At 29.2% G+C, this 13,921-nt stretch carries 16 protein-coding genes; 15 read left to right on the plus strand and 1 reads right to left on the minus strand.

The features are described 5' to 3' along the window. Positions 1–28 precede the first annotated feature (28 nt). The 3 genes from surE (at position 29) to LJ207_RS09900 (ending at position 3,046) form a co-directional block, all read left to right on the plus strand. Positions 29–844 carry a 5'/3'-nucleotidase SurE gene (surE, locus tag LJ207_RS09890; RefSeq protein ID WP_229346337.1) on the plus strand — a complete coding sequence of 272 codons (816 nt, stop codon included), beginning with the start codon at positions 29–31 and terminating at the stop codon, positions 842–844. Positions 845–880: 36 nt separating this feature from the next. After that, the gene (locus tag LJ207_RS09895) at positions 881–2,218 is read left to right on the plus strand and encodes a Coenzyme F420 hydrogenase/dehydrogenase, beta subunit C-terminal domain (protein WP_229346338.1); all 1,338 of its coding nucleotides are present in this window, start codon (positions 881–883) and stop codon (positions 2,216–2,218) included. 102 nt (positions 2,219–2,320) lie between these two features. Further along, complete coding sequence (locus tag LJ207_RS09900; protein WP_229346339.1) at positions 2,321–3,046, plus strand: MurR/RpiR family transcriptional regulator; 726 nt, start codon at positions 2,321–2,323, stop codon at positions 3,044–3,046. Positions 3,047–3,076: 30 nt separating this feature from the next. On the opposite strand, the gene LJ207_RS09905 is transcribed toward LJ207_RS09900, so the two are convergent. Further along, entirely contained in the window at positions 3,077–3,982 is a 906-nt protein-coding gene (locus LJ207_RS09905; protein ID WP_229346340.1) for a sensor domain-containing diguanylate cyclase, read from the minus strand. Between the two features lie 276 nt (positions 3,983–4,258). Between LJ207_RS09905 and LJ207_RS09910 the strand changes: the two genes are divergently transcribed. From LJ207_RS09910 to LJ207_RS09965, 12 genes are all read left to right on the plus strand, one after another. Then, a complete protein-coding gene (locus tag LJ207_RS09910) occupies positions 4,259–5,116 on the plus strand; it encodes a patatin-like phospholipase family protein (RefSeq protein ID WP_229346341.1) in 858 nt (285 codons plus the stop codon). 144 nt (positions 5,117–5,260) lie between these two features. Then, positions 5,261–6,403, plus strand: coding sequence for a YecA family protein (locus tag LJ207_RS09915; protein ID WP_229346342.1), 1,143 nt, complete (start codon positions 5,261–5,263; stop codon positions 6,401–6,403). Between the two features lie 207 nt (positions 6,404–6,610). Beyond that, positions 6,611–7,033, plus strand: coding sequence for a coiled-coil domain-containing protein (locus LJ207_RS09920; RefSeq protein ID WP_229346343.1), 423 nt, complete (start codon positions 6,611–6,613; stop codon positions 7,031–7,033). A 52-nt stretch (positions 7,034–7,085) separates the two neighbouring features. After that, positions 7,086–7,229 carry a hypothetical protein gene (locus LJ207_RS09925; protein WP_229346344.1) on the plus strand — a complete coding sequence of 48 codons (144 nt, stop codon included), beginning with the start codon at positions 7,086–7,088 and terminating at the stop codon, positions 7,227–7,229. Then, positions 7,219–8,094 carry a Wzz/FepE/Etk N-terminal domain-containing protein gene (locus LJ207_RS09930; RefSeq protein WP_229346345.1) on the plus strand — a complete coding sequence of 292 codons (876 nt, stop codon included), beginning with the start codon at positions 7,219–7,221 and terminating at the stop codon, positions 8,092–8,094. The genes LJ207_RS09925 and LJ207_RS09930 overlap by 11 nt, the downstream gene beginning before the upstream one ends. Positions 8,095–8,131: 37 nt before the next feature. Beyond that, positions 8,132–8,554: a type VII toxin-antitoxin system MntA family adenylyltransferase antitoxin gene (mntA, locus tag LJ207_RS09935; RefSeq protein WP_229346346.1), complete on the plus strand. Its 423-nt coding sequence runs from the start codon at positions 8,132–8,134 to the stop codon at positions 8,552–8,554. 2 nt (positions 8,555–8,556) lie between these two features. Next, positions 8,557–8,838: a DUF86 domain-containing protein gene (locus LJ207_RS09940; protein WP_229346347.1), complete on the plus strand. Its 282-nt coding sequence runs from the start codon at positions 8,557–8,559 to the stop codon at positions 8,836–8,838. A gap of 273 nt (positions 8,839–9,111) precedes the next feature. Further along, on the plus strand, positions 9,112–9,624 hold the full coding sequence (locus LJ207_RS09945) for a winged helix-turn-helix transcriptional regulator (RefSeq protein ID WP_229346348.1): 513 nt from the start codon (positions 9,112–9,114) through the stop codon (positions 9,622–9,624). Between the two features lie 286 nt (positions 9,625–9,910). Then, on the plus strand, positions 9,911–10,456 hold the full coding sequence (locus tag LJ207_RS09950; RefSeq protein ID WP_229346349.1) for a site-specific integrase: 546 nt from the start codon (positions 9,911–9,913) through the stop codon (positions 10,454–10,456). A 357-nt stretch (positions 10,457–10,813) separates the two neighbouring features. After that, positions 10,814–12,616: an ABC transporter ATP-binding protein gene (locus tag LJ207_RS09955; RefSeq protein ID WP_229346350.1), complete on the plus strand. Its 1,803-nt coding sequence runs from the start codon at positions 10,814–10,816 to the stop codon at positions 12,614–12,616. Positions 12,617–12,639: 23 nt separating this feature from the next. Further along, positions 12,640–12,951 carry a hypothetical protein gene (locus LJ207_RS09960; RefSeq protein WP_229346351.1) on the plus strand — a complete coding sequence of 104 codons (312 nt, stop codon included), beginning with the start codon at positions 12,640–12,642 and terminating at the stop codon, positions 12,949–12,951. Between the two features lie 40 nt (positions 12,952–12,991). Next, positions 12,992–13,903 carry a hypothetical protein gene (locus LJ207_RS09965; RefSeq protein WP_229346352.1) on the plus strand — a complete coding sequence of 304 codons (912 nt, stop codon included), beginning with the start codon at positions 12,992–12,994 and terminating at the stop codon, positions 13,901–13,903. The last annotated feature ends 18 nt before the right edge of the window (positions 13,904–13,921 follow it).

Genomic DNA, 13,921 nt, shown 5'->3' on the forward strand with positions numbered 1-13,921 from the left:
AGAAATAGATTTTAGAGGAGGATTTGATTTGAGTAAAGAAAAGCAAGAAAAACCCTTAGTTTTAATTACTAATGATGATGGAATTAATTCACCGGGTTTAAAAGCATTAGCTGAAGCTTTAGAGCCATTGGCAAATTTATTAATTGCAGCACCTAAAGATCAACAGACCGGTATGGGAAGGGGTTATCTTAAAGGAGATAATGTTGGCAGGATTGAAAGTAAAGAATTAAATATAAATAACAGGCAAATTAAAGCTTATGCTGTTAATGGTTCTCCTGCCCAATCTGTTGCTCATGCTGTTTTAGAACTAACAGCAAAAAAACCTGATTATTGTATTAGCGGCATAAATTATGGTGAAAACATTGGCCTTGCTTATACCTGTAGCGGCACTCTTGGAGCAGCATTTGAAGCTGATAGTTTAGGTATAAAATCTTTGGCTTTTTCCAAAGCATTCCCATTTAATAAACAACAATCTCAAGATTATATCGATATAGATTGGAATTCTGAAAAGTTTTATATTAGAAAAATATTTTCCAAAATTATTCATAAGGGTTTTCCTGAAAAGACAAGAATATTTAATATAAATTTTCCTTATGATCTTAGCAAAGATACGGAGATTAGGATAACTAAACAGGCATATACAAATTTTGGAGTTTATATCAAACCTGAAAATAGGGTTTTAGATAAAGCCCATTCTCTAGACTGGAAAATAAATCCTAAAATTGATAATTTAGAGCAAGACACGGATATTTATGCAGTTCACAAAGATCAGGTTGTTTCTATTACACCAATGAATGCAAATATGTCAGTTGAAATAGATAAAGAATTAATATTTGAAATTTGAAATATAAAGAGCCTTGATTGGAGATGGATAAAGAGCATGAAGCATGTGGGGAAATTAAAATTAAATTATATATGCACAGGTTGTGGAAGTTGTGAAGTTATTTGTCCAGTTAATGCCATTAAGCTGGGACTTGACTTTGATTTTTATACTCCTAAAGTAGATAATGAGCTATGTGTTTCATGTAATAAATGTCTTAATATTTGTCCAGGCTTGGAAATTAACAATAAAAAATTGAGCCAAAAATTTTTAGCCATAAATGTTCAACATAAAAGTGACTATATATTAGGAAATTACATCTCCAATTATATTGGCTATTCTAATAACAGTTCTTTAAGGTTTAATGCAGCTTCTGGTGGAATTGCAAGCCATTTGTTATTATTTTTATTAAAAAATAATTATATTGATGCTGCAATTGTAACTAAAATGGATGAAAAAAACCCACTTATGACTAAAAGTATTATCGCTCATAGTAGAGAAGAGATCATTAATGCAAAAACTTCAAAATACTGTCCTACAAGTCCTATTACTGCATTAAAAAAAGTCAAAGCACAAAAGAAAAATAATAAAAAATATGCTTTTGTTGGTTTGCCATGTCAAATTCAGGGTTTGCGTAAGCTGCAGGAAAATGATGAGTGGTTTAAAAATAATATAATTTTTACTATTGGCCTATTATGTTCACATAGTGTTAAATATTCAGGGACTAGGGTTATTTTAGATAGATTGGATTTCAGAAAAAATAAAGTAAGACAAATTCAATATAGGGGTCAGGGTTGGCCAGGCCAATTAAATATAGAAGCTGAAAAAACTAAAACTTCTATCCCTCTTGATGAGTACTGGGAAAGTTATTTCGCTTCATATTTTTTCACTCCATATAGATGTATTACTTGTCATGACTTAATGGCTGAATTAGCCGATATTTCATTGGGTGATGCCTGGTTAAATGAAATAATAGAAAAAGATGATAAAGGTAGCTCAATTATGATTTCGAGAACTGAATTTGCTGAAAAGATAATAAAAGAAATGAAAAATAAAAATTCTATCACTGCCTATAAAATTAACACGGAAAAAATAAAAGAATCTCAAAAAGAGATTATTATGAGAAGAAAAGGTGCTTTTAAATATCGGATAGAATTATTAGATTTTTTTAATAAGCCAAGACCTAAATATGAGGACCATTCTTTAGAAGAAATTAAGAATGATTCAACAAAAATAAAATTAAAATCTTATTTTGGCTCTTTTTTGATTTATTTGAGCGCTTTTTTAGGTTCAACTTTATTAGGGGAGCTTTTAATAAAAAAAACTTCTACAAGATTATTGAAAAAATGGTCTTTTTTTATATATAAATTTGGCGGTAGAAAATATCATTCAGATTAATAAACTTCCATTCTTTGACTAAGCAAAAGTTATATTATATAATAAAGATTGGAATTTTATCATAGATAATTTAAATTATAAAAATGGGGAAAGTGAATAATATTGATACAAATCAATCTTAGCAATTTGAATGATTTTGAAAGAGAAATATATAATAAACTTTTGGAGTATTCTAAGGAAAATCCTCCTTTTAGGATCAAAGATGCTGCAGAAGTTTGTGACTGCTCAGTTTCAAAAATTTCTAAATATGTTCAGAAATTAGGCTTTAGAAATTACAAACAGTACATAGCTTTTTTATATGGAGAAGAGTTAGAAAACGAAAATCAATCTGACGAATTAGATCGGCTCAAAAAATTTATTAATGATTTTGATACCTCAATGGTTGATGAATTTATAGAGCTGCTGAATGAGCATCAAAAGATAGTTTTGTTTGGTTATGGTCCTTCAGGTGCAATCACCGAATATTTTGAATACAAACTTAGAACCTGTTCTGATAATTTTGTTATTTCTTTATTAGATGAAACTTCATTATTATCTGTAATTGATGATAATACATTGCTGGTTATTTTTACAGCTACAGGAACATTTCGGTCATTTGAGCCGATCTATAAAAGGGCCAAAAAACAAGGGGCTAATGTGGCAATAGTAGTTGAAGAATATAATACCAGGCTATTTAATCAGTGTGATCGAATTTTTTGGTTATCAAAGTTCAATCAGCCTGATCATTTTGAACCATATCAGAAAACTAGAACGATCTTTTTTATCTTTATGGAAGAGGTAGTAAGAAAGATAATATTGAAAAAAAAGAAAATTAAGCAAGATAAATAGAAAAAAATAAAAAGCCCGAAAGGGCTTTTTTTAATATGCTATCATATTTTTATCAGCGTTTTTGGCTTTGTAAAGCATTTTATCTGCTTTGGCAACCAATTCATCTGCATCTTCACCATCAAATTGATGCAGACCAGCACTGATAGTAATCTGAGCATTTTTAATATCTATTTTTCTAATCGCCTCTAATATTCTTTCGGCAATTATTTTTCCTTCTTCTAAGCTTGTATTGGGGAAGATAATTAAAAATTCATCCCCACCATGTCGGCCTGCAATATCCATTTCCCTGATATTTTGACTAATTTTTTTAGCAAGTGCAGCTAGAACTTCATCTCCAATAACATGTCCATAGTTATTATTGATATTTGTAAAATCATCAATATCAAGCATCATTATTGTTAGCTTATGATCACCATGATTTACTCTATTGATTTCAGCTTTAAGCCTCTGCATTATCTCTCCATAGTTGTAAAGACCGGTTAAATCATCAATCAATGCCTTTATTTTCAATATTTCATTCATCTCAATTAATTCTTTTTCTTGTTCTTTCATCTTTGTAATGTCAGTGACATATGTTACCTTTTTATATTTGCCATCTGGACCAACAATTCTGGCTGCACTGGCAGCAATTGTTTTTTCTTGACCTCTTTTTGTTTTGACCTGCCATTCTTTGCTTAATTCACAGCCTTCTGCAATAAATTTATCATGCAGCTTAGTTAAAGTTTCTCTATTTTCTTTAGTTGTAACTATCGAAAAATGTTTGCCAATGAGTTCATCACGGCTGTAACCATATATTTTAGTATAATGGGAATTAACAGCTTCGAAAATTCCTTTTTCATCTGTAACACAAAATCCAATTGGAACTGCATTTACTATTGTTTCATTGATATTAAGTAGTGCTATTAATTCTTCTCTACTTAAATCATCATATTTCATTTATATCTACCCCTAAACTTTTTTTAAAATCTATTTTTCCCCATAAAAATAATAATAATTTTGATATGTATAAAAATTGATGTCAAATATAAATTCAAATTTATTATAGCATATCATATATATCTGAGCAAGAAATGGCAATATATATTGTAGTTAATTTAATGATATGATATAATAATTATTGCTTGATTGTCATTGTAAAAATTCTGAAAGCATATGCTCAGAAACTTTATATTATTAGATTAAAAAATATAAATATATATGGGGTGTCATAGATTGCAGATTAAAGATTGTGCATTTGTACTTGAAGGTGGAGGTATGAGAGGTGCTTTTACAGCTGGAGTTATAGATTATCTATTGCAAAATGAAATATATTTTGAGCAGCTATATGGAGTTTCCTCTGGAGCAAATAATGCTGCTAATTACTGCAGTAGACAGAGGCTGAGAAACAAGAAGCTTTTTACTGAGCTGGTAGAAGATAAAAGATATATGGCCATTAAAAATTTAATTAAAAATGGCAGCTATTTTGGGATGGATTTTCTTTTTCATAAACTTCCCAGGCAGGTACTTCCTTTTGATTATCAGGCTTTTAAAAATTCTTCTAGTAATTTAAAGGTAGCTGTTACTGCCTGTGAGAGTGGAGAAGTAGAATATTTTTCTCCTCAAAAATTTGAGAGCAATGAAAAAATAGACAAACTATTTAAAGCTTCAAGCAGTTTACCATTAATGGCAAGTCCGGTAGAAATTGAAGGAAAAGCTTATTTAGATGGTGGAATTAGAGATTCGATTCCTGTTAAAAAGGCTTTAGCTGATGGTTATAATAAAGTTTTTGTGATCTTAACCAGACCTAATGATTACCGCAAATCACCTCTTAAAGCTAAATTTATATTGGATATTTTCTTAAAAAAATATCCTAACTTAGTTGAGAGTTTGAAAAAAAGACATCTTAATTATAATAAAACTTTAGACTTGATTAGAGAAAAAGAGGAGCAGGGAGATTTTTTTGCTTTAAGACCTGAAGAACTTGAAATTGATCGTTTCAGCAAAGATGCTGAAGAGCTTAGAGATCTTTATAATACTGGCTATGAATTAGGCTTAGAAAAAGCAGAAGCATTAAAAAATTGGCTTGAATAATAATTTAGAACTAACAAAATTACATAATTTTTATTTAAACCCTCTAATATGATATGATCCCCTTATGGTAGATAGATTAAATAACAAAAATCTGTTCTATGATATGATAAATTTGTAAATTAAAATTCGATAGGAGGCTGGATTATGTCGCAGAATAACTATCAAGACTATTTATCATCTTTAACCAAAAAAGATCTAACAGAAATCAGGAGATACTGGCAGTTTGGTGGAATAAGTCAGCTTAACAAAGCAGACTTAGTTGATGCTTTAGAAAAAAGAATAAAAAATGGACTCAAAGATTGGCTTTGCAACCTTACTCCAGAAAACATTGCTTTTTTAGAAAAAATAATTGCAGAACAAAAGAATACTCAGAGAGTAGAAGTCACTTTTAGAGATCTTTTGCCCCCTGCTCTTTATAATTTTTATTATAGGGGGATAATAGATCTAATTGATAATAAGCAGCTAACCTCTGTTCGAATTCCTGCAGATTTATTAGAAGAACTTAGAGACATTATTAATCAAGCCGAATTCAAAAAACAAATTCAAGAAAATGAAGAAATTATAACCTTTGTCCGCGGCCTGCTTATTTATTATGGAGCATTAAGTACAAGTCAAATTCATGATTTTTATCAAAAATATTATGCTAATAAAGCTGAATCACTGGATTACCTTCGGTTAAGAAATGTTATAGAAGAAAAATATTATTCAAGCTATGATATTGAAAAACACAGCTATTATTATCTTGATCCAGGAGTTTTAAATCCCGAATTCGTAATTGAAGAGATTGAGAGACGTTCAAGTATTGATTATTACTTACCAAGAAAAAAAGAAATACTTTATGCGGGAGATAATGAAATCGAAAAATTGAATTTTGTCCAGCGCAAATTCAAAAAGATGCTTAAAAAAGATTTTTCAATTAATGATGATGAGGCAGAAGATATACTTTGGGAAATGATGCTGGATATAAAAAATGATTTTAATTCAATAAAAATCTTTCGAAAATTTGCTGATCAATATGAGTTTGAAAGTGAAAAGCAGACAGACAAGTTTTTGCGGCTATTAAATGAGCTGCACAACAACACCCGGATGTGGATTCTCAAAGGTCATACCCCAACTGAGGTTTTTGAAGAAGCAAGAAAACATTTGGGATCTCTGCCTAAAGAAAAATATAATCCAGGTTCTGTTGGGGAAAATACAGTTGTTAAGGGTGAACAAACCGGCAGAAATGATCCCTGTCCCTGTGGAAGTGGAAAAAAATATAAAAAATGCTGTTTGGGTAAAGATTGATCTGCTATAATATAGGTTAATATAATATCAAAAGACCACATTCATATGTTCATTAAATCATACTAAAGCTTGACCATATTTTAGGAACTAGCTCAATTTTTTAATTGCTTTAATCCTTTTTTTGGGATATAATATAATTGTTAGCTAGTACAAATTTTTCATTCTGTTTTGCTATGGAAACCCGGGAGAAAGGAATGGTGAGATTAATTGGCTGAAGATAAGGCTTTAGGTCAAATCCTTTCTAAAATAGAAAATATGGATTCAAAGCTAGACAGTTTAGATTCTAAGGTAAGTAGTCTAGACTCTAAGGTAAGTACTCTAGATTCTAAAGTAAGTAGTTTAGATTCTAAAGTAAGTAGTTTAGATTCTAAAGTTGACGGAATCGAAAACAAATTATCTAACTTTGAAAATGAATTTGATGACTTCAGAGAGCAAACCGATGAGACATTAGCTCGAATTGAGCACAGATCAGATGCTACTTTTGAACAAACTGCTATGCTGAGTGAATTCAGGACTGAAACTTTATCAGGACTTGATGATCTAAAAGATGATATTGGTTATTTTACCAAAAAAGAAGCTGAAAACGAAAAAGAGATCTATAAATTAAAGCAAAAACTGATAAATAACTAAATATAAATGGACTAATATCAACCCTCTGGTGTTTAGCCGGAGGGTTTAATTGTTGATAGTCGAAAAAAATAAATTTAAAAAAGAGGATATTAAATTAGAAATATTTGAAAAAACATTGATATGTGCTAGTAAATATTGTAATATTAATATGATGAATTATTTTATCAAAATAGGAGCTGGTATTTATGGAGAATAATAATCAAGGAGCACCGCAATATTATGATGAATATGAGATAGATTTAAGAGAGTACATAATGCTTTTATGGAATAAAAAATGGTTTATTGCTGCATTTGTGATTATCGCAGTAGTTGCTGCATATGTTATTTCAGCAAACTTTATTGAAACAACATATGATAATTCAGCTTCAGCAGTAGTTCAACTTGCAAATACTCCAGGTCAATATAGTGAAACCGAATCTGTTAATCAACTGTTAAAAAGTGATGAAATTGTAAATACTGCTTTAAATGAAGTTAATACAGATTTATTGACTGTTAATAATCTTGAAACAGAGATAATTTCTGAGTTAAAACTTACTGATCAAGGTATGCAGGGAGCTGTATACGGGGGTATTATTCAACTTAGAGCTCAAATTAATAGTACTAATCCTAATGATGCAGAAGAATTAAGTTTAGGTTTAAACGCGGTTTTAAATGAATTTAAAAACAGATCGGACAATTACTTTACAGAAGTTATGAGAGATAAAGAAGAACATTTATCAGAATTAGATAATGAAATAAATAACCTTAATCAAGAAATTGAAAAAACAAATCAGATTTTAAATAATATGGGAGAAGTTACTGCAGAACAGGCTTTTATGGTTGCTAATGTTAATGATAAATTAGATACCTTATCGAGAACTAAAAGAGAATACATAAATGATTATCAGAATTTAAGAAGAGAAGTTAATGATCATCGAGATTTTAGAGTTTTAAATTCTCCTTCTGCAAGCACAAATAAAATAGGGCCAAATATTCGATTGAATATGGCAATTGCAGCCGTTCTGGCATTAATGTTAGCTGTATTTGTTATTTTCTTTATTGAATTTATGAAAGAAGATTGAATTTAAAAGCCGTTTTTAAATAAAGAGGGTGTAAATTATGCTATCCGGAAATGCAAAAATAAATAAAAAAGAAATTGAAAATAAAATCAGCAATTATTTTACTAAGCTAAATGATATCTCAGCTGTCTATATTTTTGGTTCTTTTAATACTGAAAGATTTAATCAAAATAGTGACCTGGATCTGGCTGTGATTTATTCTGAAGGGTTGAATAAATTTAAGAGATTTGATTTGAGATTAGCACTAATGGCTGAGCTGGAGAAATTAATTGAGCTAGAAGTTGATATTGTTGATTTTGAAAATGTTGATTTAAAATTTAAACATCAGATTCTGGACGGGAAATTGATTTACTGCAGTGATCAGAGCCGCAGAGTTGAACTGGAAAAGAAAGCAATTTTAAATTATATAGATATGCGTAAATTTTATAAAATTAATGATCAGAACCTGGGGAAGGGTTTTTAGCCATGGTAGATGCAGAAGTAGTCAGAAATAAGCTTGAACACCTGGAAGAATATATCAATGATCTTGAGGAATACCAGGATTTAAACCTTGAAAAATTGAGTGGAGATAAAGTGCTATTTCGTTATTTAGAAAGAACAATTCATTTAGCAGTAGAGAGTGTCCTGGATATTGGCAGCCATATTATAAGTGATAGAGTGAAAGTCTGCTCGCAAACCTCGTGGGCTTGCCCCGAGGAGGGTCAATTAAAAGCAATTTTCAGGTGGTATAGGGAATATATTGAATAGAAGTGTAGACCGGTTTCATCATTTTTTTTCATTTTATAATGATTTAATGATATAATTTATTTAGATAATTAATGAATGGATTGTTTGACCTGACAGATATGAGGGTATTCTCAGAATATTTTTTGCTAATAATTGCAAAATCATTTGGCTTTTATGCAGGAAACTCTTTAGCTATCCTTAATATATTATATAGATGTTTAATTTATGAACAAAAATAAGACGATATTCGACATGCTAATTATTTGACCTATAAATTTAAGGTGATTAATAAAAATGGAAAAAAAAATTACAGATATTCTGGAGATATTAGATAAAGAGGACAGCCCTTCTCAGAGAAAAATAGCTGAAGAAACTGGTTTTTCACTGGGATTGGTAAATATTTTGATTAAAAAAGCTGTTAAAAAAGGTTTGCTTAAAATAGAAAAACTTAATTCTAGAAATATCAAATATATAATAACTCCAGAAGGAATAAAAGAGAAAACTAAAAAAACTATCAATTATCTCAGCAGATCATATAAGGCTATACAGCAGTTAAAGGCCTTGATTGAAGAGCTTGCCTTAAAAGATAAGAAAGAGGGTAAAAAGATTTTTTTGTTAAAAGAGGATGATGAAATTTTTAAATTAACCCAAAAAAGTCTCTTAGATTTAAATGTTGATTTTGAAGTAGTAAATAAATCTGAGATAGTTAATAAAGTTGGAAAAAAGCAGAGTGTTCTTTATCACTGGAATCCAGATTTAGATTTAGAACAAAGCAATTTAGAATTGGTTAATATATTTAGATATTAACTAAAAAATAATTATTATAAAAAAGCAGGATTTACCTTGTTTTTGTAGTATGAAATTAAATAGAGATGTTTAAAAATTGAACAATAAATATGACAATCAATACATATATTGCTAATGACATCGAATGTCATTAGCTTAGAAGTGCTATACCTATAAAATAATCTCCATTAATTGAAAAATATTGGTAATAATACTTATAATTCCAATTAATTAATGGTATAATATAGTTAAGAAATTAATTATTTACATGTGAAATTAAAATTCTTAGCTTTAAAAGGAGATTATTATGAATAAGGTAGAGCCGATAAGAGATAAAAATAAAATTCTCCAAATCAAAAAGATCCTACTCAAGAAAAGCTTTAGAAATTATATGCTTTTTGTTGTTGGTATTAATACTGGTTTAAGAATTGGTGATTTGCTTAAACTGAAGGTTAAGGATGTTAGAAATCAAAGTCATATTATTATTAAGGAACAAAAAACTTCTAAAAACAAACAGTTTTTAATAAATTCTAATCTTCGCTTAGAATTAAGTAAATATTATAAAGATATGCAGGGTCATGAATACTTATTTCAAAGCAGAATTGGTAACAATAAAGCTTTATCTAGATTTCAGGCATATAGGATTTTAAGTGAAGCCGGTAAAGAAGCAGGTTTAGATAGGATTGCTTGCCATTCAACTCGTAAGACATTTGGATATTTCCATTATAAGAAGTATAAAGATGTAGCTCTTTTGCAGAAACTTTTTAATCATTCTTCACCAGCAATTACATTAGATTATATTGGCATAACTCAAGATATTATTGACGATTCTATAGAAGATTTTACTTTATAATCTTGGAAGCGGTTTCAGATGATATTGCATCTACTTAGATATTATTTTTGCAATATATTCTTTTTTACATGCAAATTGAAAATATAATAACATGAGTCATATACTTATAAAACTATTTATATATATTGATCTGCAACATATTGGACATTATGTTGAATAGGTTAAGAGAAATGAAAATATAGATATAGAATATAAGAGTTTTTTGTATATGAACTTAAGGGATTGAGTTTATATGTAAAAAACTATTTTTTTATGTTTGGGGAATTTAGATGAATTGTCATTATTATAATAGAGATGCTCTTTTACTTTAAAAAAGTTTTAAATTATTTCAATTATAAACTGGGGGAAGTAATATAGATGATCACTTCGTTAAAAAAACTATGGGATTTATTTAATAAAAAAGAACGTCTGCAGATCTTTGGGCTTTTACTTGCTGTTTTAGCAATGGCCTTTGCTCAGGTTATTGGAGTAGCATCTGTAATGCCTTTTATGGATCTAGTTATGAATCCGGAGATGGTAGAAAGTAATAATCTACTTAATACTTTATATAATTATTTTGCCTTTGAATCGATTAATTCTTTTACTATTTTTATAGGGATTGCAATGTTTTTAGTTATAGTCTTATCTAATGCTATTTCTACCTTTGCAATTTGGCTTAAGATGAAGTTCGTTTGGAAAAACAATCATCATCTCTCCATGCGGCTGCTCAAACAATATCTTGCCAAACCATATGCCTACTTTTTAGTTAATAACTCTTCTGATCTAGGTAAAAATGTTCTCCAGGAGATTCAAACATTAACAACCCAATATTTAATTCAATTATTAAATTTAATTATTTATGGTTTAGTAGCTATAGCAATAATAGTAATGCTCTTTTTTAGCAATTTTACAATTACAATAGCTGCAATATTGCTTTTAGGTGGTGGCTATGGAGCAATCTATTATTTCACTAGAAAAAAAATGAAAAAAGCTGGAGAAAAAAGATTAGAAGCCAATAAATTTCGCTATAAAACAGCTAATGAAGCTTTTAATAGTATTAAACAGATTAAAGTTAGAAGCAAAGAAGATGTATTTTTAAATAGATTTGCAGTCCATTCACTTAATAATGCTGATTATAGAGCCTGGTATTCTATTATCTCACAGCTGCCTCGCTATATTTTAGAAGCAGTTGCTTTTGGTGGGATAGTATTACTGGTGCTCTTTTTAATTGTATCTGGGGAAGAAGCAAGTCAGGTAGTTCCTATTGTCAGTCTTTTTGCTTTTGCTGGTTATCGTTTAATGCCTGCTCTGCAGAGAATTTTTAAAGCAGCAAGCTCCTTGAATTTTAATACAGCTATCTTAGATAGAATCCATGAAGATATTTTTGAAACAGGTAAATTTGCTTCTTCAGCCTGGCCTGATAAAACTCCAGAAGCTTTAGATTTTAAAGATAAGATTGAATTAAAAAATCTCAGCTTCAGTTATCCTAATGATAAAGAATCTGTTTTAAAAAATGTTAACCTGGAAATAAGCAAAGACCAGGAGATAGGACTTGCAGGAGCAACAGGGGCAGGTAAATCTACTCTGGTTAATGTTATCTTAGGTTTATTAAGACCAGAAGAAGGTAAAATGCTGGTTGATGGAGTAGAATTAACAGATGATAATATTAGAAACTGGCAGCAAAATATAGGTTATGTGCCTCAGGATATTTATCTCTGTGATGATACAATTTTAAGTAATATTGCTTTTGGAGTTCCAGAAGATCAAATAGATTTAAAAGCTGTTAAAAAAGCAACAAAAATAGCTAATATAGATCATTTTATAGAAAATGAATTAGAAAAAGGTTATCAAACTATAGTTGGAGAAAGAGGAGTAAGGGTTAGTGGTGGACAGAGACAACGGCTAGGTTTAGCTAGAGCTTTATACCATGATCCTGAAGTATTAGTTCTAGATGAAGCTACAAGTTCATTAGATAATAAAACTCAAAAATCGGTAATGGAAGCTATTAATAATATAGCTAAAGTTAAGACTATGATTATTATTGCTCATAGATTAAGTACAGTTAAAGACTGTGATCTTATCTATATGTTAGAACAGGGAGAGATTATTGACTTTGGAGCTTATGAAGAATTAGCAAACAGTAATGTGAAGTTTAGGAAACTGGCTAATTTGAGTGGGTAAATTAAAAACAGGAGATTATAGTTATGTTAAAAATAATGATTTTTTTTGCTTTTTGTATATTAATTTTTAATATTTCAGAATATATATCTAGTCGTTTATTATTAAAATTGAATAAACGTATGATTACCCCTAAAGAATTCCCTGAAATATTAAATAAAGACATTAAAAAGTTTACTAGTTTTGATTCACATTTAGGTTGGGAACCTCAACCTAATACTGTTAAAAAAGATACTGGACATCAGACTCCTGATGATCCTGATTCAGATAAGGTTACATATACTATAGATGATAAAGGTAGTAGGCTGAATACATATATTTCCAGGGGGGAGATATAAGGTTAGTACTTTTGGTGATTCATTTTGCTTTTGTAGAGAAGTGAATGATGAAGAAACATTTCAATATTATCTATCAAAAGAATTAAATGTACATGTTAATAATTACGGTGTAGGCAATTATGGATTGGATCAAGGCATTTTAAGGATGAAAAGGAGATTTGAAAACGATAAATCTAAATACTCTATAATGGCTGTAACATATGCTTCAGTAGCAAGGATATTAAGTGTATGGAAGCATTATCATGAATTTGGGAATACTTTTGCTGTGAAACCGAGATTTATTTTAGATGAAAACAATGAAATAAAATTAATTGAGTCTCCAGTAGAAAAAAGAGAAGATCTACTGAACTTGGAAGAGTTCAAAGATTTTTTTCATCAGTATGATTATCATTATGAGAACTGGTTTTTGAAGCATCAAATTAATTGGGGACAATATAGTTATAACTTATTTAAAAAACCAATCATTTTAAAATCAGTAATTTGGATTTTATTGAATAAACTAGAGAGAAAATTAGATTTTGAAATTCCAGTAATTAATTGCAAGGAAAATTATAATAAAGTTGGGAAAAAGAGAAGAAAGATTAAGTATAAGGAATTGGTTGAATATCATAAATCATTATTTCTAAAATTCGAAGAATTATTTATTAAATTAATTGGAGAGTTTGTTAAATTTTCAAAGAATAACAATGCTGTACCAATTTTTCTTCCTTTAAAACAAAGAAGGTATTTGGAATATGAATTTGAAAATGGCTCTATTTTTGAAAGAATAGGTAATAAATTAAAAGAAAAATATCCTGATTTAATCATCTGTAATGTTAGCGAAAAATTACATAATAAAGTTGAAAATGTTAATGAATTATATGTTGGAGGTCATGGTCATTATTCACCAAAAGCAAATCAGATGATAGCAGATAGTTTGTCTAATATAATTAAAGACTTAGATTGTGAATAAAGTTAGAAATTGATTTTA

Source organism: Halanaerobium polyolivorans (assembly GCF_020711195.1).
Lineage (GTDB): Bacteria > Bacillota > Halanaerobiia > Halanaerobiales > Halanaerobiaceae > Halanaerobium > Halanaerobium polyolivorans.